This window comes from Ruegeria sp. ABV3_008 (assembly GCF_056161185.1).
On the sequence record NZ_JBSWYP010000001.1, the window covers coordinates 180,513 to 200,499 of the forward strand.

Sequence of the window (19,987 nt, forward strand, 5' to 3'; positions counted from 1 at the left end):
TCCATGATTGAGTATCAGAACATCTTTACCCAAGTGCAGGTCCAGGGCGAGCCCGAATGGGGCATGGACGACAACCGCCGGATGGGGCGCGAGCGTATAGGCAAGCCGTTCTTCTCGAAGCTGGCGGGTTGGGTCGGCAACGCTCAGATCGGACCAATCTATCTGGGCTCTTTTGGAGTGATCAGCATCGCCACCGGCATCCTGTGGCTCAACATCGTTGGCTTGAACATGCTGGCACAGGTCAATTGGTCAATTTCCGAGTTTCTGCGCCAAGGCTTCTGGCTGGCGCTGGAACCACCCAGCCCGGAATACGGGCTGACGATCCCACCGCTGAGTGACGGGGGCTGGTATATCATCGCCAGTGTCTTCCTTCTGGTCTCGGTCATGTCCTGGTGGTTGCGCACCTATGCGTTGGCGATGGAGCACAAGATGGGCAAGCATGTCGCCTGGGCCTTTGCCTCGGCGATCTGGCTTTTTCTTGTGTTGGGGCTGTTTCGTCCGATCCTGATGGGATCGTGGTCCGAGGCGGTACCCTATGGCATCTTCCCGCATCTGGATTGGACCACGGCGTTCTCGATCCGATATGGCAACCTTTACTACAACCCATTCCACTGTCTCTCGATCGTATTCCTCTATGGTTCGGTTCTACTGTTTGCCATGCACGGGGCGACCATCTTGGCAGTTACGCGTTTTGGTGGCGACCGCGAGTTGGAGCAGATTGTGGATCGCGGTACGGCAACGGAACGCGCGGCGCTGTTCTGGCGCTGGACCATGGGGTTCAACGCCACAATGGAGGGGATTCACCGCTGGGCCTGGTGGTTTGCGGTACTTACCCCGATCACCGGAGGGATTGGCATTCTGCTGACCGGTACCGTGGTCGACAACTGGTTCATCTGGGCACAGGAACACAACTTCGCCCCCGCTTATGACGGGTCATACGGATACGAAGCCTTTGGCACTTACGAAGGCTTCATAGGGCAGGAGAACTGAGATGCTTCCCAAGTGGTTTGATGAGTGGAACAGGGAAAACCCGACGGATATCTTTGGCCCTGCGATCCTTGTGGGGGCGCTGGGCGGCGCGATCTTCATTGCAGCGATGTTGGTGGCCTTCGGCCAGCCCTTTGCCACCAAAAGCATCCAGACCGGCCCGCGTGGGACAGGCATGTCGGTGACCGAGTTCATCAACGATGTCGAACGTCCTGATCCGACAATCGAGGAATACCTGACCGAAGAACCCTATCCCCCGCAGCCTGGCGACGTTCTGGCCCGGGATATCTACGAAAACGTGCAGGTGCTTGGTGATCTGACTGAGGACAACTTTAATCGCCTGATGACGGCGATGACCTTTTGGGTCTCGCCCGAGCAAGGCTGCGCTTACTGCCATGGCGATGGGGATCTGGAAACCTATGGCGAGGATAATCTCTACACCAAACTGGTTTCCCGGCGCATGATCGAGATGACCCAGAACATCAATGAAAACTGGGATGGGCATGTGAACGCCAACAAAGAGGTCGGCGTGAACTGTTATACCTGTCACCGAGGTCAGAACGTACCCAGCGACATCTGGTTCCGCATCACTCCAGTCGTCGATGCGATGACGGGATGGGGTGCGGTACAGAACCGTGCGACGGTGCAAAGCCAGTCAACATCGCTGCCATCAGATGCACTGGAAACCTACCTTCTGGACTACGGAATCATCGGTGTTCATGATTTGGAATCCCGCGTTGCCGGTTCGCCCGCAGACGAAGGCTTCCGGTCCATTCAGGACACCGAACGCACCTATTCACTGATGAACTACATCGACAACTCCTTGGGAGTGAATTGCGTGTTCTGCCACAACAGCCGCGCCTTCTACGACACGGCCGAGGTCACCCCGCAATGGGCCACCGCCAGCCTTGGCATCGCAATGGTGCAGGAGTTGAACAACGATTACCTGGTGCCGCTGGGCGAGCTTTACCCGGAAGAGCGACTGGGGCCGATCCATCAGGACGCGCCCAAAGCGGCGTGCCGGACCTGCCACAAGGGCTATCAGCAGCCCTTACAAGGCATGAACATGATCGCGGATTGGCCGGAACTGACGACGTCAGAAGTGCCAGAGTACGAATAGGGCCAGCCGTCTCCCCATGACCGGCTGACGCCCTTACGCAGCACGGACCTGGTGGCTTCCCCGGTCCGCGCATGGGGCACAAAATGCCTCGCAACTGTTCTGTGGCGACAGAACATCTGGCTGGTGATCTGCACGGACGTGCGTTCGGTACCGTGCAGATCGCCGGTCGACTGACCGGAGTAAGGCTATGACACACCCAGATACACCGCTGTTGGACCGCGTTGCCGGGCCAGCTGATCTGCGGATGCTCAGCGATGAAGAGCTTGCACTGATCGCCGATGAATTGCGGGATGAAGTGATCGACATTGTTTCGGAAACCGGCGGGCATCTGGGGTCTTCGCTGGGCGTGGTTGAACTGACTGTTGCATTGCATGCTGTGTTTAATACGCCAATGGACAAGCTGATCTGGGATGTGGGCCACCAGTGTTATCCGCATAAGGTTTTGACCGGGCGGCGCGACAGGATGCGGACCTTGCGCCAAAAGGATGGGCTAAGCGGTTTTACCAAACGCTCAGAGTCCGTGTTTGATCCATTCGGAGCAGCGCATAGTTCTACTTCGATCAGCGCAGCGTTAGGGTTCACGATTGGTCGCGATATGGGCATGCCAACAGGGGATGCGATTGCGGTGATTGGAGATGGCTCGATCAGTGCCGGTATGGCTTATGAAGCGCTGAACAACGCGGGTTGTGAAGGGCGGCGGTTATTCGTGATCCTGAATGACAACGAGATGAGCATCGCTCCGCCAGTCGGTGCAATGTCGACCTATCTGTCGCGGCTCTATGCCTCGGAGCCGCTGGCTCGGATGCAATCCCTGTCCGAAGGGTTCGAGGCCGCCATGCCTCCACCGGTGCGTGCCGGAATGCGCCGGGCGCGACAGCTGGTGTCGGGGCTGCCGGGCGCAGGTACGCTGTTCGAGGAATTGGGTTTCGACTATATCGGTCCCATCGATGGGCATGACATGGACCAGCTCTTGCCCGTGTTGCGCGCCGCGAGGACGCGCGCGACCGGGCCGGTCCTTATCCACTGTGTGACCGTCAAAGGCAAAGGCTATGCCCCAGCCGAGAATAGCGCAGATAAGTATCATGGCGTGTCCAAGTTCGATGTCTCAACAGGGGCAATGAACAAAGCTAAGGCCAACGCGCCCAGTTATACCTCGGTGTTTGGCGACACCCTGACAGACGAGGCCAGCCGAGATCCGTCTATCGTTGCGGTGACCGCTGCAATGCCGGCCGGGACCGGGGTCAAAACGATGGCTGAACGGTTCCCTGGTCGTGTATTCGATGTCGGCATCGCCGAACAACACGCCGTCACTTTTGCGGCCGGGATGGCGGCCAGTGGTCTAAAGCCCGTCTGCGCTATTTATTCGACCTTCCTACAGCGCGGGTATGACCAAGTAGTACATGACGTTGCTTTACAGGGGTTGCCGGTCCGCTTTGCGATTGACCGCGCGGGCCTTGTCGGGGCTGACGGTGCGACCCATGCAGGGGCTTTCGATTTGACCTATCTGTGTAGCCTACCTGGATTCGTGGTCATGGCCCCGTCGGATGAGGCTGAGCTGCGCCACATGATTGCAACTTCGCTGTCCCATGATGATGGGCCGTCGGCTGTTCGCTTCCCGCGTGGGGCAGGGGTGGGCGTAGAGCTTCCCGAACGCGGAGAGATCCTTCCCATTGGCAAAGGGCGGATCGTTCGCGAAGGCGAGGACGTGGCCATCCTCTCACTGGGCGCACATCTTGCCGAGTGTATGGCGGCGGCAGATATGCTGGCTGATGAAGGGCACCAACCAACGATTGCAGATGCAAGATTCGCCAAGCCAATCGACACCGAGCTATTGGCTGAACTGGCGGCCCGCCACAGTGCTATCGTCACGGTGGAACAGGGCGCGCAGGGCGGGTTCAGCGCTCATGTCCTGTCACATCTGGCGAATTCGGGCGCTTTGGATCGGGGCCTGAAGATGCGTACGGCCACGCTGCCCGATAGGTTTATCGAGCAGGCCGCGCCGAGTGAGATGTATGAAGATGCGGGAATGACCGCGCGGGATATCGCAGATGTTGTCCGCGGGCTTTACGCTCGCGAGACAAAGGTCATCTCTTTCCCTGCTGCCCGTTAGGTCTGAGGGCCGACCGAGTTCAGATAGGCCCAGATGTTGGCGGCCTCATCTTCTTTGCGCAGTTTAAAAGTCATTTTTCCACGCGCGCTGGTGTCGTCGAGGTATTCCTTCAGGAATTTGGACGGATCAGCCACATAAGCGGTAAAGTCTGCCTCTTCCCAGACCAGACCGGCTTCTCCTGCCGCGACCATCGAGTCCGAGTAGTTGAAGCCTTCATACGTTCCGGCAGTCCGACCCACGACACCATACAGGTTGGGCCCGGTCTTGCCGCCTTTTACAATTTCTTCGCCAGCGTCATCGACAATGACATGGCAGGCTTTGCATTTATTGAAATTCTTTGCGCCTTTCTCAGCGTCCCCCTCGGCAAAAACGGGGCCCGCGAAAACAGCCAGTGCTGCGCCGGCAGACAGGATTCTTTTCATCTGTATTTCCTCCTCCGAAGTTCTTTTAAGTTAGAGCATCAGTCTCAAAGTCAATTTTGCACACAATGAGATCAGGCAACCGCGTGCGCCAAAGCACACTGCTTCCAAAGTACCATCAACGCCTCGACCAGGCGGTCGATATCGTCATCGCTGTGCAAGGGCGACGGTGTAAACCGCAACCGCTCAGTTCCTTTCGGGACGGTCGGATAGTTGATCGGTTGCACGTAGATGCCGTAGTCGCGCATCAGGATATCGGACAGCATCCGGCATTTGACCGGGTCCTTGATCATCACCGGGATAATGTGGCTGGGGTTGTCCATATGCGGGATGCCATAGGCGTTGAGCTTGTCGCGCAGACGCTTCACTTGGCGCCGCTGGGCCAAACGTTCAGCACTACTGGTTTTCAGATGCCGAATGCTGGTTGTCGCCGCCGCCGCAACCGCCGGCGGCAGGGCGGTCGTGAAGATAAACCCGCTTGAGAAGCTGCGCAGGAAATCACACAGCGCCTCGGACCCGGTGACATAGCCGCCGACACAGCCGTAGGCCTTGCCCAACGTGCCTTCGATCAGGGTGATGCGATCTGCCAGCCCTTCGCGTTCGCTGATGCCGCCGCCGCGCGGACCGTATAGGCCGACGGCGTGGACCTCGTCCAAATAGGTCAGTGCGCCGTGCTTCTCGGACACCTCGACGATTTCTTTCATCGGGCAGATATCGCCATCCATCGAATAAACGGATTCAAAGGCCACGATCTTGGTGCTGTTGACAGGGAGGGCCGCCAGCTTGCGATCGAGGTCTTCGGGATCGTTGTGCTTCCAGATGACTTTCTTGGCCCGCGAATGGCGGATACCTTCGATCATCGAGGCGTGGTTCAGTTCATCACTCAGGATCACCGCATCCGGCAGGCGGCTGCCCAGGGTCGACAGCGACGCCCAGTTTGACACATAGCCCGAGGTGAAAACCAGAGCAGCCTCTTTGCCATGCAGGTCGGCCAGTTCCGCCTCAAGCCGAACGTGATGGTGGTTGGTGCCCGAGATATTGCGCGTACCGCCAGCACCGACGCCGCAGCTGTCGATGACGTCTTTCATCACCTCGCGTACTTTCGGGTTCTGACCCATGCCAAGATAATCGTTGGAACACCAGACAGTGACCTTGTCAGGGCTGTCTTCTACGTGGGATTTCGCGGTCGGGAACGCGCCGCAGAGCCGTTCAAGCTCGGCAAAGATCCGGTAATTGCCTTCCTTTTTCAACTGATCCAGCTGCGCGTTGAACATCTTGTCAAATTCCATGACGTCCCTCCCTTTCGGTATTCATGGTGAGCGGTTTCGGGTCCGGCAGCATCCAGCGCCACAGCTTCGCGTCGGGCAGCGGCAGAACCAGCAACCAGTGTTCCAGTAAGGCCAGCGCAGTGAGGCTGGCCAACAAGATTTGCGTTGTCTTGATCGGGTCAGTCGCGGCATGTCCGGCGCGCGCCATGAACAGGGCGACGGCGACGGACAGCAGCGATACGGAAATGGGAAAAAACCAGTTCATCCGGGCGATGCGGAAGTGGCTGGGCAAGTGCGCCAGGTGGTCGGGCAGAAACTCGGTATTGAACTTCGGCACGCCGAAAAACAGGTTCAGCTTGGCCGAGATGCGGGCGGAGAAAAGGATGCCGAAGCACCAAGCGCCGACAGTGTTGGGCTGGTTCCAACTGATCAGCGCCAGCACGATAGTTATCAGGACCAATAGCATCTCGTGATAAGCAATGGTGCCCCAGGCGCGGATAAAACGCTCCCATAATGGCGCGTCGGTGGGGCATGGATAGGCGTTTGGGCCGGTGATCATACCGCATAGGAAGGCCAACTCGATCCAGCCCCAAATCGCCAGAGCGCTTGTGAAACCCAGATAGATCGAGCCGGTACTGCCATCGCCCAGCGACAGCCAGAACCCGGCCAGCCCTGCGATGAGTACGGGCAAGGAGCACAGCGCAGTGCGGTTGCGTCCGCCCGCGCTACGGCGGACAACCCACAGGATCGCCCCGGTGGAGAACCACCAGAGGAAAAGCGCAATAGGCGCGGCGATCCAGGGGGCGAGGGTCATCAGTAGCAGGGCTCCAATCTTGTTTGAGCCGGAACTTGATGCTTTTTCGCAGGGATGAAATACAGCGCGGCAAAGGCGCGACCAGCGCGGAGCGAACCCCAAAGCTGAGCGACCTTACCCGCGATGCCACCGCGTTCCTTCGCCTTGGCAATGTCTGCGTTGGCCCGATACAGCGCACGGCAGTTCTTGAGCCAGCGTGGATCGTCGATATCCAGCGTGATCGGGAAGATCTGCTTGCTGAGCTCGCTGGTCTTCTCGAACACCGCGTGGGCATACCAATCCGGATCGACGCCCAATGCCTCATGGAAGGCGGGCCGCTGATGGTCGCGCACGAACATGGTCGCGTAGACGGCGGTCAGGAAGAACTTGATCCACAGCACATTGACGCCCGAGGTCAGCTTTGGGTCGGTCTTCATCAGCAAAGCAAACGCCTCGCCATGGCTGAACTCGTCATTGCACCACTCTTCGAACCACTTGAAGATCGGGTGGAACCGATGTTCGGGGTTGGCCTGAAGATGCCGGAAGATAGTTATGTAGCGGGCGTAGCCGATCTTTTCCGACAGGTAAGTGGCGTAGTAGATGAATTTGGGCCGGAAGTAGGTGTATTTCTTCTTCTGGGTCAGGAAGCCCAGATTCACCCGTAGCCCGGCCTCGCGCAGCGCATCGTTGATGAAACCCGCATGGCGCGCCTCATCCCGAGCCATCAGTTGGAACAGCTGGGTGATGTCCTTGTTGTTCCCACGCCGCTTCATCTCTTTGTACAGCACACAACCCGAGAATTCGGCGGTGCAGGACGAGATCAGGAAGTCGATGAACTCTTTCTTCAACTGCGGCTCCATTCCGCCCCAGTCGATCTGGTCCCAATCCTCGTTCTTCTTGAAATGCCCCTTGTTGGGGTCCGAGAGCATCTGGGCGATCAGCCCGTCCCAGTCCTCGCGCACCGAGGAGACATCAATGGCATCCAGCTCATCAAAGTCAGTAGTATAAAAGCGTGGAGTCAGCAGGGTGTTCTGCATCGCCGTCTCGGTCGCCATTTCGTCGTTATAGATCGCGTCCTGTTCGGCTGCGATGGCCAGGCCCTCTTCGACCGTGGTGGCGTCGGCGGTGTGTTTGGATTGCATGTTCATAGCGTGACCTCCTCAGAGAAGGAGAATTCGCACAGCTCCATCACTTCGAAATCGCCCGTAAGGCGGGTCCAGAGACGTTCGAGCAGGCTGGCGCGTATGATCGTCGCTTCGCGCTGTTCGATGACGATCTCACCGAACGGGGCCATGATTTCTGGGCCTTTCACCTGCACTTCGTCGCCGGGATAGATCACGGCACCGTTGTCGAACCTTACATGGGCGTGCAGGCTCTCGAATTTGTGGCTCACCTCGACTGTGCAGGGCGCGCGTTCAAAGTCTTTTGTCAAAAGTCCCATGTTGGCTTCCTTTCAAGGTTGGTCCAGAAGTCTGGCGAAACGACTGGCATTATCAGCGCCAAATCCCATGAGGTCGGCGCTCCATCCCGTTGCGGGATCGGTGATATCGAGACGGCCGTTGGCGCGGCGCGTTACGATGACGGGGGTGTGTGCAGGCAGATCGGCCTGCGCGCGATTGCGGTCGATGACCCGGGCAACACCGGCGACAAAGCCGCCCTGGGTGGCGTCCAGCCGGGCAATGACTGCACCTTCGGGCGACAGCACGCTGACGGCACCGCTGACGCCATCGCTGATCAGGATCATCGCACGCTCATGCGTAATTTCGGCCGCCGGAGGCGTCGCCGAAAGTGGCACATCGGCGATGCGGGCATAGGTGACGATGGCCAGAACAGCACAAACCAACAGCCCCATGGCCCGAAGCAGCGCGCGCGGGATCAACTCGCGGTCTTGGCTATGGGATTGGGTATCGGTCATGCCGTTCTCCTATTCCGCCGCGATTGGGTTCATGGTGCGCTCGACGCGCGGGATGCTGACCTGCGCCTCGGCGGCATCTGCGAAGATGCGCGCGACGTTTTCCGCATCTGGGATGCAGCGCAGGGCAGGCTGGGTGTTGAAACGCCACGGCCGCACATGGGGCCAGCAGAGCAGATAGCTGAACCGCGTCGGACCTTGCAGTGTCAGGGCAATTGTCCCGGTGCCATCCTTGCGCAAATCCAGATCGGCGCTTGCGATTTTCGAGTATGGTAGGTTCAGCGTGATGGTCAGCGCGGCCCCGATCCGCATGGCGACGCGACGGTTGGTCAGCGTGTACATCGTGCACCGGGCCTGAATGACCGAAAACAGGACGAGAAGCGCGCAGGTTACGGCCCCAAGGATCACGAAGGGCAGCGACGCGGCAAAGGCCAGATCCAATGGCATCAGGTCCACCACCGACACAAAGCGCCAGAGCGTCAGGACCGCAAAATAGCCCGCAATCCACAAGACACTGACAGAGGATTTCGCAAGCGCCCACCAGTGCGGGCGACCCTGCCAAAGGATCACCTCACCCTCGGGCGGGCGTTCCGGCAGGCCCGGCACCGGTTCGACTGCGAAATCGTCATGTGACATGCGGGTGGCTCCTGTCCTTAGATCTGCGGCTCTTGTCGGGCTTCGCTGGCGTAAAGCGTGCCGCCGGCGTAGTAGGCGCTGATTTTCTCTTCCTCGAGCAGGGTGACCTGATCGGGGTTCGCGATCTGCGGCACGTCCTTGACATGCTCGGCAAAGATCGAGCGGACCTTGACCCGGTTTGACCAGATGCGCGCCATGGTCAAAGGCACCAGCCGGGTGCCGCCGCCATGTTCCGCGTCCAGTTCGTATTCGAGATAGCGGACCAGTTGCTCAGGTACGTCGACCCACATATCGGTGACGGTGCCGACGGCCTGATTGTCGCCGGTCACAACGGGTTTGCCGCGCGGGTCTCGGCCTGCGGCGTGCGAGAATGCCTCAAGTTTGCGCATTGGCTGCAGTTTGAGGTGTCCATGGCCGTCCAGTTCCGGAATATCGCGTCGCGGAGCCCAGGCGGCGGGCCCCACACCGTCGACCATCGGGTTGCCGGTGGGCTCGAACGGATACCCTCCAGCGGCGTTTGTGCGTTCCAGTGCCAGATCATCGCGATCACCGCGTTGGCCGCTGGGAACAGTCAACTCTCCGCGTCCGTGGGGCAGTTTGAAGGTCTTGTCATCCGGGACCGGGAACAGACCCTGATTGGGCGCTTCCTCACCGTCGTCATCGACCAGAGGAAAGCCCTCGCGCATGTTTTCCCGTTGGATGTAGAAGATCAGAAGGGCGAAAAAGACCCAGAAAAGCCAGATCGACAGGCTGGCGAGGTCGAATTCTCCGAAAAAGGTCTGGGTCATGCCGTGATCCTTTCATTCAGTGTTTTGCGCATCATGCCGGGAACTCCGGCAGACCGGTTGGGCCAGTCGCCCGACGTTTGCGCGTCGCCAGCGGCCCAAGCACGATGAGTGTGATGAAAAGCAAAGCGATTTCAGTGTGGTAGACGACGGAATAACCCGTCGCGTTCGAATTCAGTGCGGTGCCGAGGTTGCCCTGCAGCGCTTGTATGTTGACGATGTCACGCAGTGCGCCGCCAAGGGCGATAGCAAGCCCCGAGGCGGTTGCTTGCGCAGCACCCCATGCCCCCAAGGCCAAGCCACGCCCGGCAAAGCCCTGTTCTGGCAGGGACATGGTTGAGATCAGAGTGCAAACGGCGAAGATACCCCCGCCAAAGCCGATCAGCCCGGCGCCGGTGAAGAACAACAGCGGGGCCTGCATCGGGGCCGAGAAGATCACGGCGCTGAACGCGGCGATCCCGACCAGGATGCCACCGCAGGAGAGGCGGATCGGATCGCGACCCAGCCCGAGGAGGCGCGCGGACAGCCCATACCCTGCGAGTGCTCCGGTGGCCCACATGGCCGTCAGAACGGTCGTGGACGAGACCGAAAGGCCAAGAATTTCACCGCCATAAGGCTCAAGCAGCACGTCCTGCATGTTGAAAGCCATGGTGCCCAGGAAGACGACCGCCAGCAGGCGCCCAGCTTGACCTCCGCTTAGCAGATCGGACCAGGCATCGCTGAACCGGGGGCGAGGCGCTGCACGTTCTTCGGCGCTCATGGGGCGGACTTTTTCCTGCCGCCAGAGGGCGATCAGGTTCAGTACCATGCCAACCACTGCCGCGCCCTGAACCACGCGGATCAGGCGCAGGTCTGAGAAATCGCGCAGCAGCCAGCCAACGATCAGGGCCGAAGCCCCCATGCCAATCAGGAACATCACGTAAAGCAGGGCGACGACCTTGGGCCGCGTCTCGGGTGTGGCCCGGTCACAGGCCAATGCCAGCCCGGCGGTTTGGGTCATGTGGATGCCCAAACCCGCCATCAGGAAAGAAATCGCCGCCAGCGCCTCACCGGCGTAGGGGACATGCAGCGTGGAATGGCCGCCCAACACCAGCAGTGCGAACGGCATCACAGCCAGCCCGCCCATCTGCCAGATCGAGCCGAACCACAGGTACGGGATGCGTTTCCATCCTATCGCGCTGCGATGGGTGTCACTGCGGAAGCCCAGAAGAGCGCGGAAGGGTGCAATCAGGACCGGCAGGGCGATCATGATCGCAACGACCGTAGCGGCCACGCCCAACTCGACAATCATCACACGGTTCAGCGTGCCCAGCAACATGACCGAGGCCATCCCGACCGACACTTGGAATAGCGACAGCCGCAGCAACTGGCCCATCGGCAGGTCCGCACTGGCGGCATCTGCGAAGGGCAGGAACTCGGCCGGTATCCGGGTGAAGGGCGAGGGGCGATGGCTCATAAAGCAACCTCCAGCGCGTGAGAGATGTAAAAGCCGCAATTAACGCGACCCAGATCGCGGACCGTTCCGGCATCATCGAGCCTACGGGTCAGCACCTTGGTGTTGTGGGGCACCATAGTTGGCGAGCGGTCATTTTTTGGAAAAACCTTGCCTGCGTACCACATGGCGGCCAGCAGAGGCGTGCGCGGAGCCACGGTAAACCGGACGTTTGCGCCGTGACCTGCGAAGCGATCCACCGCGTCACGGATATGGTCGGCGTCATAGTAGATCAGGCTGTCCATGGCGAAGACTTGATCAAACGGGCCATTGGGCTCATGCAGCATGTCGCCCGCGTGGAAATCGACTTGGTCCTGCAGCGCCGCGGGCAAGCGCGCTCGGGCGATGTCGATCAGGGCAGGGGAAATGTCGATGGCCACCACCTCGGCCCCACGTGCAGCAAGGATTTCGGTCAATTGGCCAGTGCCACAGCCCGCATCCAGAACACGACGTCCGGTCAGATCTGCGGGCAACCCCTCCAACAGGCGGTTGCGCATCTGATCGCGGCCTTCGCGCACAGTCTGGCGGATCTTTGAAACAGGCGCATCGCTGGTCAGCCGCTCCCACGTGCGGGTGGCGGTACGGTCGAAATAGGTTTCGACCCGAGCGCGTGTGGCTTCATAGGTCATCAGTCAAACCCCAACAGCTCAAAGATTTCCCGGTCTGGCAGAGGTTCAGGCGCCAATGCCTCAGTCCCGTTCCAAAGCGTCTCAGCCAGCCGGACATATTCAGCACGGCAGCGGACGATGTCCTCGTCATCATCCATCTCGAACAGGGTTTTTTTCTTCAGGCGCGAACGGCGGATGGCGTCGACATCGGGCATATGCGCGATGCGCTTGAAGCCGACCTGATCGCAGAAGCGGTCCACCTCATCCGTGTCGCGGCTGCGATTGGCGACGCACCCGGCCAGACGGACTTTGTAATTGGCGGATTTCGCCTGAACAGCAGCGATGATCCGGTTCATCGCATAGATCGAGTCAAAGTCGTTCGCAGTGACAATCACCGCCCGGTCGGCATGTTGAAGCGGCGCAGCGAACCCGCCGCAGACCACGTCGCCCAACACGTCAAAGATCACCACATCGGTGTCGTCCAGCATGTGATGCTGCTTCAGCAGCTTAACGGTCTGCCCAACCACGTACCCGCCGCACCCTGTGCCTGCCGGAGGACCACCGGCCTCGACACATTGCACGCCGCCCCAGCCTTCGAATACGAAATCCTCTGGGCGCAGCTCTTCGGGGTGGAAATCGACCTCTTTCAGAATGTCGATCACGGTCGGCACCAGGGACCCGGTCAGGGTAAAGGTGCTGTCATGTTTCGGGTCGCAACCGATCTGCAGCACCCTTTTGCCCAAAGTCGAGAACGCGGCTGACAGGTTCGAACTTGTGGTGGATTTCCCGATCCCGCCCTTGCCGTAGACCGAGAAAACCTTGGCCCCTTCTATCCGCGCAGTCGGGTCCTGATGCACTTGAACCGAGCCTTCACCATCAAGGCCAGTCAGGTTTGGAGGGTTTTTGTCCAATGGGCTCATGATGTGTTCCTCATTCCGCGGCAATCCCTTCCATCCGGTCTTCCAGCGCGTCTGCCGCGCGTTGCAGCGCGTCGAGGGTTTCCGCATCGGGTTGCCAATAGGCGCGATCGCTGGCCTCGAGCAGGCGGTTGGCCATGCGGCTGGAGGCGACCGGGTTCAGATCGGCCAGCCGGTTGCGCATGTCTTCATCCAGCACGAAAGTTTCCGAGATGCGCTGATACACCCAAGGTTCCACCTGACCGGTGGTGGCCGACCAGCCCAGTGTGTTGGTCACATGCGCCTCGATCTGGCGAACGCCCTCGGCGCCGTGCTTCAATAATCCTTCGTAGAATTTCGGGTTCAGCGAGCGGGACCGTGTCTCCAGCGCCACTTGATCGGCCAAGGTGCGCACTTTGCCATCGCCCCGTGTCTGATCGCTGATATAGACCGCTACATCCGAACCCCGTGCCCGGCGCACGGCGCGGGAAATACCGCCCAGAGTATCGAAATAGTGGTCAACGGTGGTGACGCCTAACTCGACGGATTCGAGGTTCTGATACGCAACCTCGACGTCTTTCATCGTTTGTTGCAGCAGATCGGTGTTCTTTTGCGCTTTGCCCTTGGTGTCATAGGCGAAACCCTTGCGGGCCTCGTAGGCGTCGGCCAATTCGTCCTCGTCCACGAAGGCCAGACTGTCGACCAGTTGATTGACGTTCGAGCCATAGGCCCCTTCGGCATTCGAGAAGACGCGGAGGGCGGCCTCTTCCAAGGACACATTCATGCGCTCGGCATAGGCAAGTGAATGCGCGCGGATGAAGTTCTGGTCCAGCGGCTCATCGGCTTGTGCGGCCTTCAGCGCGGCCTCGGCCAGCAGGCGGGTTTGCAGGGGCAGCAGGTCGCGGAAAATACCCGAAAGGGTCATCACCACGTCGATCCGGGGACGGCCCAGTTCCGATAGAGGGATCAGGTCCGCCCCGGACAGACGGCCAAAGCTGTCAAACCGGGGTTTTGCGCCCATCAGGGCCAGTGCCTGCCCGATGGGGCCGCCATCGGATTTGATGTTGTCGCTGCCCCACAGCACCAGGGCCACGCTGCGCGGCAGGGTATCATGGGTTTTCAGCAGCAGTTCCGCCTGTTTCGCACCGTCTTGGCAGGCATAGGCTGTGGGCATCCGGAACGGATCGAAGGCATGGATGTTACGACCTGTGGGTAGAATATCGGGGTTGCGCAGCAGATCGCCGCCGGGAACAGGTGGTGTAAATCGACCTTGCAGCGCTCGCAGCAGGGCGGGGAGTTCGGTCTCTCGGGACAGCGCCGCGTCCATTTCGGCGCGACCTGTCGTGTCCAGATCGAGCAGGTCCAGATAGTCTGAGCGCTCGTGCTCAGCCATCGGTTGGCCGACCACATGCAGACCTTCCGGGATCAACGCGCCTTCGGTATCCAGCAGGGTATGCCACAGGGCCGCTGGGTCTTGTCCGTCCAGATCCACGGCCTCGGCCTGATCCGCAATCAGCGTTTCAAGATCCGCGCGGTCGGGTGCATTCGGGGGCAGGGCGCGCCAGCGGCTGAGGCTGTCTTTCAGTTCAGCCAATCCTTTGTACAGCCCCGCGCAGGAAAGCGGCGGAGTCAGGTGGCTGACGGTCACCGCGCCAGACCGGCGCTTGGCCAGAGTGGCCTCGGACGGGTTGTTTGCGGCGTAGAGGTAGATGTTCGGCAGGTCTCCGATGAGGCGATCTGGCCAGTCCGCGCCGCTGAGACCAGTTTGTTTACCCGGCATGAATTCCAACGCGCCGTGCATACCGAAGTGCAGTACGGCATCCGCACCGAAGCTGTTGCGGAGCCATAGGTAGAACTGAGCAAAGGCGTGGGTCGGGGCAAAGCCGTGTTCGAACAGCAGGCGCATTGGGTCGCCCTCGTATCCGAAGCCCGGTTGCAGACCGACGAAGATATTGCCGAACTGACGCCCCAGAACAAAAACGTCGCGCCCATCCGTCTGAACCCGACCGGGGGCGGGTCCCCAACTTGCCTCAATCTCATCCAGCCATGGCGTATCGCGCACGATGTCATCGGCGCTGATCTTGGCAGCGACGTTGGCCTCTTGCCCGTAAATCTCGGCGCTGCCGCCCAACACAGCTTCGCGCAGGTCTTCGACCGTTTCGGGCGGCTCGAGATCATAGCCATCGGCCTTCAACGCCCGCATCGTGTTCAGCAGAGACGCGAAGACATCCAGATGTGCGGCGGTTCCAGCGGCCCCGGCATTGGGTGGGAAGCCGAAGAGAACAATTGCCAGCTTGCGCTCGGCCGCGCGGGATTTGCGCAGAGCAGCTAACCGAGCCATACGGGCGGCCAAAACCTCAATCCGCTCGGGGCAGGGGGCCATGGCTTTGCTGGTGATGGTTTTGCAGTTCAGAGAACAGCCAGTGCAGCCATTTGGCCCGTGGCGCCCGGCGAAAACGGTGGGAACGGTTGCGCCATCCAACTCGGGCAGGGCGATCAGCATAGTGGTTTCAATCGGCCCAAGCCCTTGCGGAGACGCGGCCCATTGATCCAGAGTTTGGAACTCAAGCGGGTGTGCCGATACGTAAGGAATATCAAGGTTTTCCAAAACCTTGATCGCGTTTTCATTATCATTGTAAGCCGGACCGCCCACAAGCGAGAAACCGGTCAGCGACAACAGAGCGTCAATCTTGCGAGCACCATCCTTTTGAAAGAACTGGTCGACGGCAGGCCGCGCATCCAACCCACCTGCGAAGGCCGGGATCACCCGCAAGCCCTTGACTTCAAGGGAACGGATAACCGCATCATAATGCGCGGTGTCAGAGCTGAGCACATAGGACCGCATCATCAGAACACCCACGGTCGCACGCGGTTTGCGAGGAGCAGGCAGGTCCTCCACATCAGTGGTGATACGCTGGGGCAAGTCCGGGTGATACAGACCCGCATCGGGATACTCGCGCGGGTCCGGAGCCTCCGCGTTCTGCCATTCCGGCCTGTCAGCGTAGCGGCTGATTAGGAAACGAACCATCGCCTCCATATTGTCGTCAGAACTGCCAAGCCAGTACTGCATGGTGATGAACCAAGCGCGCAAGTCCTGAGCCTTGCCGGGGATGAATTTCAGGATCTGCGGCAGGCGGCGCAGGATTTTCATCTTGCGCTGGCCGGTATCGGAGGATGGCTTGGACGAGCCCCGCAGCCTACGCAGCAGTTTCAGAGCGCCTGAGGTTGGCGCGGCCATATCCAGCGCGCCCATGCGGGTCAGCTTGACGATCTGCGCATCGGCAATGATGCCGATCATCGCGTCGCAACTGTCGCGCCGGGCCTGAAGCGCGGGCAGGATTGCGTTGATATGTTCTTCAAGGAACAGAAGATTGGCGATGACGAGATTGGCCTTGGCGACACCCTGTCGCGCGGCTTCAAGCGCAGTCGGGTCTTCGCCCCATTCCGCAGCGGCAAACACTTCAAGTTCCAAGCCGGGAAAATCGGATTGTAGTCGCGCCAGAACCCGATCACACGGACCGGCGGCGTGGCTGTCCAGCGTCACGATCGCGATGCGATAGGGCCGATATGTCTGGCTGTCATCGCGCATAGTGGGCCTTGGCCTCGTAAAGTGTTTCGACGGAGATTTCGGATTCGCCCCGCGCCTCGGCAAACGCTTCCGTATTGCGCCGCGCCTTGCCGCGCACGAAGAAGGGGACTTTGCGCAGCTCACGCTCGGCGTCATCCAGCCAGATGATATGGGCGCCGGTGGAATCCGCTATTTCTGCAACCTGCTTGGCTCCATGGGCATGATGCGAGGGGCCGGCGGCGTCGTTGAATTCGGGGTCTTCGCGGAACATGTGCAGCAGGTGTTCCTCCAGCCCCATGACCAGCGGATGTACCCAAGTGTCAAAGATCACGTTAGCGCCTTCGATACCCATTTGCGGCGAATAGCGGGCGGGGAAGTCCTGTACATGAACCGGAGCTGAGATGACGGCACAGGGAATGCCCAGACGCTTGCCGATGTGGCGTTCCATCTGCGTGCCGAGGATCAGTTCAGGCGCGAGGTCCGAAATCCGCGCCTCGACCTTAAGGTAATCATCAGTGATCAGCGCCTCGACACAGATCTCCTTGGCCAGTGCGCGGATCGGGCGGGCCATTTCGCGGTTGAAACAACCGATGCCGACGACTTCGAACCCCATTTCCTCGCGCGCGATACGAGTGGCGGCAGCGACATGGGTGCCATCGCCAAACAGGAAGACGCGCTTGCCAGTCAGATAGGTGCTGTCGACGCTGGCCGAGTACCACGGAAGGCGCAGCCGGTCGGTATCCAGGCTCGGTGCGCATCCGGCGAGCGCGGCTACTTCATTGACGAACTCCCTCGTCGCACCGACGCCGATGGGAATAATGCGTGTATAGGGTTGGCCGAGGTTCCGTTCCATCCAGCGACAGGCGCTTTCACCGGTTTCGGGATACATCAGCACGTTGAAATGTGCGGCCCCCAAGCGCGTAATGTCGGACGGTGTCGCGCCAAAAGGGGCAGTAACATTAACTTCGACGCCCATATCATTCAGTAGGGCTGTGATTTCGGTGATGTCATCGCGATGTCGGAAACCCAGCGCGGTGGCACCGATCAGGTTGCATGACACGCGTTTCGTGCGTTCGGTCGGTTTGGCGAGGCAACGCACGATTTGTAGAAAGGTCTCATCCGCACCGAAGTTCTCTTTCCGCTGATAGCTGGGCAGTTCCAGCGGGATCACCGGAACGGGCAGTCCCAAGGCTTCGCCCAACCCGCCGGGATCGTCCTGGATCAACTCGGCGGTGCAGGAGGCGCCAACGATCATAGCCTGTGGCTGGAATCTGTCATACGCAGCCTGACAGGCGTCACGGAACAACTTGGCAGTGTCAGACCCCAAATCACGCGCCTGGAACGTCGTATAGGTCACCGGCGGGCGGTGATTGCGACGTTCGATCATGGTGAACAACAGATCGGCGTAGGTGTCGCCTTGCGGAGCGTGCAGAACATAATGCAGCCCGGTCATCGCCGTTGCGACGCGCATGGCCCCCACATGGGGCGGGCCTTCATATGTCCACACCGAAAGCTTCATTCTGCCGCCACCCCCAAAAGGCTGCGCCGACGCAGTGGGCGGGCAAACAGACCAGCCAGATCACCGGCTTGTTCGTAGAAATGGATGGGCGAGAAGACCAACTCGATGGCCCATTTGGTCGCCAGCCCTTCGGCTTCGAGCGGGTTGGCAAGTCCTAAGCCGCAAACCGTCAGATCGGGCTGCGCAGCGCGCACCCGGTCGAGTTGTTTTTCGACATCTTGGCCTTCGGACAGGGTTGGACCGTTTTGGATTTCAGCAAGGTCTTGGCCGACCAGATCGCGGTGAAGATAGGGTGTTCCGACCTCAACCAGTTCCATGCCGCATTCACGAGACAGGAAACGCGCCAGCGGAACCTCTAACTGACTGTCAGGCATCAGGAAAACGCGCTTCCCTCTGAGCGGTTCCGAGGCTTGCGCAATCGCCTTTTGTGCCCGCAGGCGCGCGGACTGCGTGACCGCGTCCACATGATCTGCCGAAATACCGAAGCGGGCAGCAACGGCATGCAGCCATGCAGTTGTACCCTGCTCACCCAAAGGGAACGGCGCGCGGATTGGTTGTGCGCCCCGGCGCACCAGAATGTCGTGGGTCTCACCCAGGAAGGGCTGCACAAAGGCCACCTGAGTATTCGGTCCAATCCCGAACTCTTGGTCGCTGGAGCGATTGGGGAGCAGCCGGACGTTCGACACACCGATCTTCGACAGCAGGTCCAGCATCTGATCCTGAACAACGTCCGGCAGACCCCCGGCGACGACCAGCTGCGCTGCGTCGCTGTTGGGCATCGCCGCAACCATCGCGGCCAGGCAACTGTCTTCGCCCTGCGTAAAAGTGGTCTCGATCCCCGAGCCGGTGAAGTTCAGCACCCGGATCTTTGGCGCATAGCGCGCGTTCAGCCGTTCAGCCGCTTTGGCAAGATCCAGCTTAATCACCTCGGACGGGCAAGAGCCAACAAGGAACAATCGGCGAATGTCAGCCCGTCTTGACAGTAAACGGTCAACTTCGCGGTCGATCTCTTGCTGCGCGTCGGCCATGCCGGCCAGATCAGTCTCTTCAAGAATCGCTGTGCCAAAGCGCGGCTCGGCGAAGATCATGACGCCGGCGGCGCTTTGCAGCAGATGCGCGCAGGTGCGCGAGCCGACCACCAGAAAGAAGGAATCCGGCATCATCCGGTGCAGCCAGATAATTGATGTCAGACCGCAGAAAACCTCGTGCTGGCCACGCTCACGCAGCAGCGGCGTCTGGGTGCAGCCCGTGGATATGGGAGCAGCGGTATTCATGCGCGGGCCTGCATCTGCAACCGCGCGCGGCGGAGCTTCCAAAGGAACTGCCCAGCGTTGATCACATACGCCAGATACGCGGCCAAGGTCAGCAGCATCAGTTGTGTCGGTGTTAGCCAACCTGTTGAAAGGGCGACCAAATACGCCGTGTGCAGGGCGATGACCAGAAAGCTGAAAACGTCTTCCCAGAAGAAGGCAGGGGCCAGCAGGTACTGCCCGAACACGACCTTTTCCCAGATCGCACCGGTGACCATAATTAGGTACAGAACGAGCGTTTTCAGGACAATCGAAACGGTGGCGATCGTGTATCCCTCACCGGTTGCAAGGTAGCGCAGCACCAACCCAAGCGAGACAAGAAACACCGCAAATTGCAGCGGTGCCAGGATGCCCTGAACGGTCGTCCAATATGTGCTGTCCCGGCGCGCCAGTTGGTCCGGTGTGTAAAGCTGGTGCGTTCCAGGCGTACTCATGGCTGGTCGCGCCATGGTGGCCTCCCTCCTGAACTTCTACACCAGCGTAGAGGGCTGGATTGGAAAGTGTCAATTAAAACTTACACTCTGGAAAAGTTGAAGAGAATCCACGACTTTCTGGATTTGCAAC

The 19,987-nt window shown here is 59.9% G+C and carries 18 protein-coding genes; 3 read left to right on the plus strand and 15 right to left on the minus strand.

From position 1 onward, the window contains the following. The first annotated feature begins 3 nt into the window (after window positions 1-3). The 3 genes from pufM to dxs all read left to right on the plus strand — a co-directional run bounded on the left by pufM (window position 4) and on the right by dxs (window position 4,217). Complete coding sequence (gene pufM / locus ACXAH8_RS00890) at window positions 4-990, plus strand: photosynthetic reaction center subunit M (RefSeq protein ID WP_475215348.1); 987 nt, start codon at window positions 4-6, stop codon at window positions 988-990. A gap of 1 nt (window position 991) precedes the next feature. Further along, the gene (gene pufC / locus ACXAH8_RS00895; RefSeq protein WP_475215349.1) at window positions 992-2,107 is read left to right on the plus strand and encodes a photosynthetic reaction center cytochrome PufC; all 1,116 of its coding nucleotides are present in this window, start codon (window positions 992-994) and stop codon (window positions 2,105-2,107) included. A 187-nt stretch (window positions 2,108-2,294) separates the two neighbouring features. Continuing rightward, on the plus strand, window positions 2,295-4,217 hold the full coding sequence (gene dxs, locus ACXAH8_RS00900) for a 1-deoxy-D-xylulose-5-phosphate synthase (protein ID WP_475215350.1): 1,923 nt from the start codon (window positions 2,295-2,297) through the stop codon (window positions 4,215-4,217). On the opposite strand, the gene ACXAH8_RS00905 is transcribed toward dxs, so the two are convergent. The 15 genes from ACXAH8_RS00905 to bchF all read right to left on the minus strand — a co-directional run bounded on the left by ACXAH8_RS00905 (window position 4,214) and on the right by bchF (window position 19,872). Next, the gene (locus ACXAH8_RS00905) at window positions 4,214-4,639 is read right to left on the minus strand and encodes a c-type cytochrome (protein ID WP_171668530.1); all 426 of its coding nucleotides are present in this window, start codon (window positions 4,637-4,639) and stop codon (window positions 4,214-4,216) included. The genes dxs and ACXAH8_RS00905 overlap by 4 nt on opposite strands. A 71-nt stretch (window positions 4,640-4,710) precedes the next feature. Continuing rightward, window positions 4,711-5,925 carry a 5-aminolevulinate synthase gene (gene hemA / locus ACXAH8_RS00910; RefSeq protein WP_475215352.1) on the minus strand — a complete coding sequence of 405 codons (1,215 nt, stop codon included), beginning with the start codon at window positions 5,923-5,925 and terminating at the stop codon, window positions 4,711-4,713. Then, complete coding sequence (gene puhE, locus ACXAH8_RS00915; RefSeq protein ID WP_171668528.1) at window positions 5,915-6,718, minus strand: putative photosynthetic complex assembly protein PuhE; 804 nt, start codon at window positions 6,716-6,718, stop codon at window positions 5,915-5,917. Before puhE ends, hemA begins: the two co-directional genes overlap by 11 nt. Then, window positions 6,718-7,845 carry a magnesium-protoporphyrin IX monomethyl ester (oxidative) cyclase gene (gene acsF / locus ACXAH8_RS00920; protein WP_171668527.1) on the minus strand — a complete coding sequence of 376 codons (1,128 nt, stop codon included), beginning with the start codon at window positions 7,843-7,845 and terminating at the stop codon, window positions 6,718-6,720. Before acsF ends, puhE begins: the two co-directional genes overlap by 1 nt. Continuing rightward, window positions 7,842-8,138 carry a hypothetical protein gene (locus ACXAH8_RS00925; protein WP_171327865.1) on the minus strand — a complete coding sequence of 99 codons (297 nt, stop codon included), beginning with the start codon at window positions 8,136-8,138 and terminating at the stop codon, window positions 7,842-7,844. Before ACXAH8_RS00925 ends, acsF begins: the two co-directional genes overlap by 4 nt. Before the next feature lie 12 nt (window positions 8,139-8,150). Further along, window positions 8,151-8,612 carry a photosynthetic complex assembly protein PuhC gene (gene puhC / locus ACXAH8_RS00930; protein WP_475215354.1) on the minus strand — a complete coding sequence of 154 codons (462 nt, stop codon included), beginning with the start codon at window positions 8,610-8,612 and terminating at the stop codon, window positions 8,151-8,153. Window positions 8,613-8,621: 9 nt separating this feature from the next. After that, the gene (gene puhB, locus ACXAH8_RS00935; RefSeq protein WP_171668525.1) at window positions 8,622-9,245 is read right to left on the minus strand and encodes a photosynthetic complex putative assembly protein PuhB; all 624 of its coding nucleotides are present in this window, start codon (window positions 9,243-9,245) and stop codon (window positions 8,622-8,624) included. 17 nt (window positions 9,246-9,262) lie between these two features. Next, on the minus strand, window positions 9,263-10,033 hold the full coding sequence (puhA, locus tag ACXAH8_RS00940; RefSeq protein WP_171668524.1) for a photosynthetic reaction center subunit H: 771 nt from the start codon (window positions 10,031-10,033) through the stop codon (window positions 9,263-9,265). Window positions 10,034-10,064: 31 nt separating this feature from the next. Beyond that, window positions 10,065-11,486: a PucC family protein gene (locus ACXAH8_RS00945; protein ID WP_475215356.1), complete on the minus strand. Its 1,422-nt coding sequence runs from the start codon at window positions 11,484-11,486 to the stop codon at window positions 10,065-10,067. Beyond that, window positions 11,483-12,151: a magnesium protoporphyrin IX methyltransferase gene (bchM, locus tag ACXAH8_RS00950; protein WP_171668522.1), complete on the minus strand. Its 669-nt coding sequence runs from the start codon at window positions 12,149-12,151 to the stop codon at window positions 11,483-11,485. Before bchM ends, ACXAH8_RS00945 begins: the two co-directional genes overlap by 4 nt. Continuing rightward, window positions 12,151-13,050 carry a ferredoxin:protochlorophyllide reductase (ATP-dependent) iron-sulfur ATP-binding protein gene (bchL, locus tag ACXAH8_RS00955; protein WP_171668521.1) on the minus strand — a complete coding sequence of 300 codons (900 nt, stop codon included), beginning with the start codon at window positions 13,048-13,050 and terminating at the stop codon, window positions 12,151-12,153. Before bchL ends, bchM begins: the two co-directional genes overlap by 1 nt. A 10-nt stretch (window positions 13,051-13,060) precedes the next feature. After that, complete coding sequence (locus tag ACXAH8_RS00960) at window positions 13,061-16,615, minus strand: magnesium chelatase subunit H (protein ID WP_475215359.1); 3,555 nt, start codon at window positions 16,613-16,615, stop codon at window positions 13,061-13,063. Continuing rightward, window positions 16,605-18,113, minus strand: coding sequence for a ferredoxin:protochlorophyllide reductase (ATP-dependent) subunit B (bchB, locus tag ACXAH8_RS00965; protein WP_171668519.1), 1,509 nt, complete (start codon window positions 18,111-18,113; stop codon window positions 16,605-16,607). Before bchB ends, ACXAH8_RS00960 begins: the two co-directional genes overlap by 11 nt. Then, the gene (locus ACXAH8_RS00970; RefSeq protein ID WP_171668518.1) at window positions 18,110-19,387 is read right to left on the minus strand and encodes a ferredoxin:protochlorophyllide reductase (ATP-dependent) subunit N; all 1,278 of its coding nucleotides are present in this window, start codon (window positions 19,385-19,387) and stop codon (window positions 18,110-18,112) included. Before ACXAH8_RS00970 ends, bchB begins: the two co-directional genes overlap by 4 nt. Then, window positions 19,384-19,872: a 2-vinyl bacteriochlorophyllide hydratase gene (bchF, locus tag ACXAH8_RS00975; protein ID WP_171668517.1), complete on the minus strand. Its 489-nt coding sequence runs from the start codon at window positions 19,870-19,872 to the stop codon at window positions 19,384-19,386. Before bchF ends, ACXAH8_RS00970 begins: the two co-directional genes overlap by 4 nt. Window positions 19,873-19,987 lie beyond the last annotated feature (115 nt).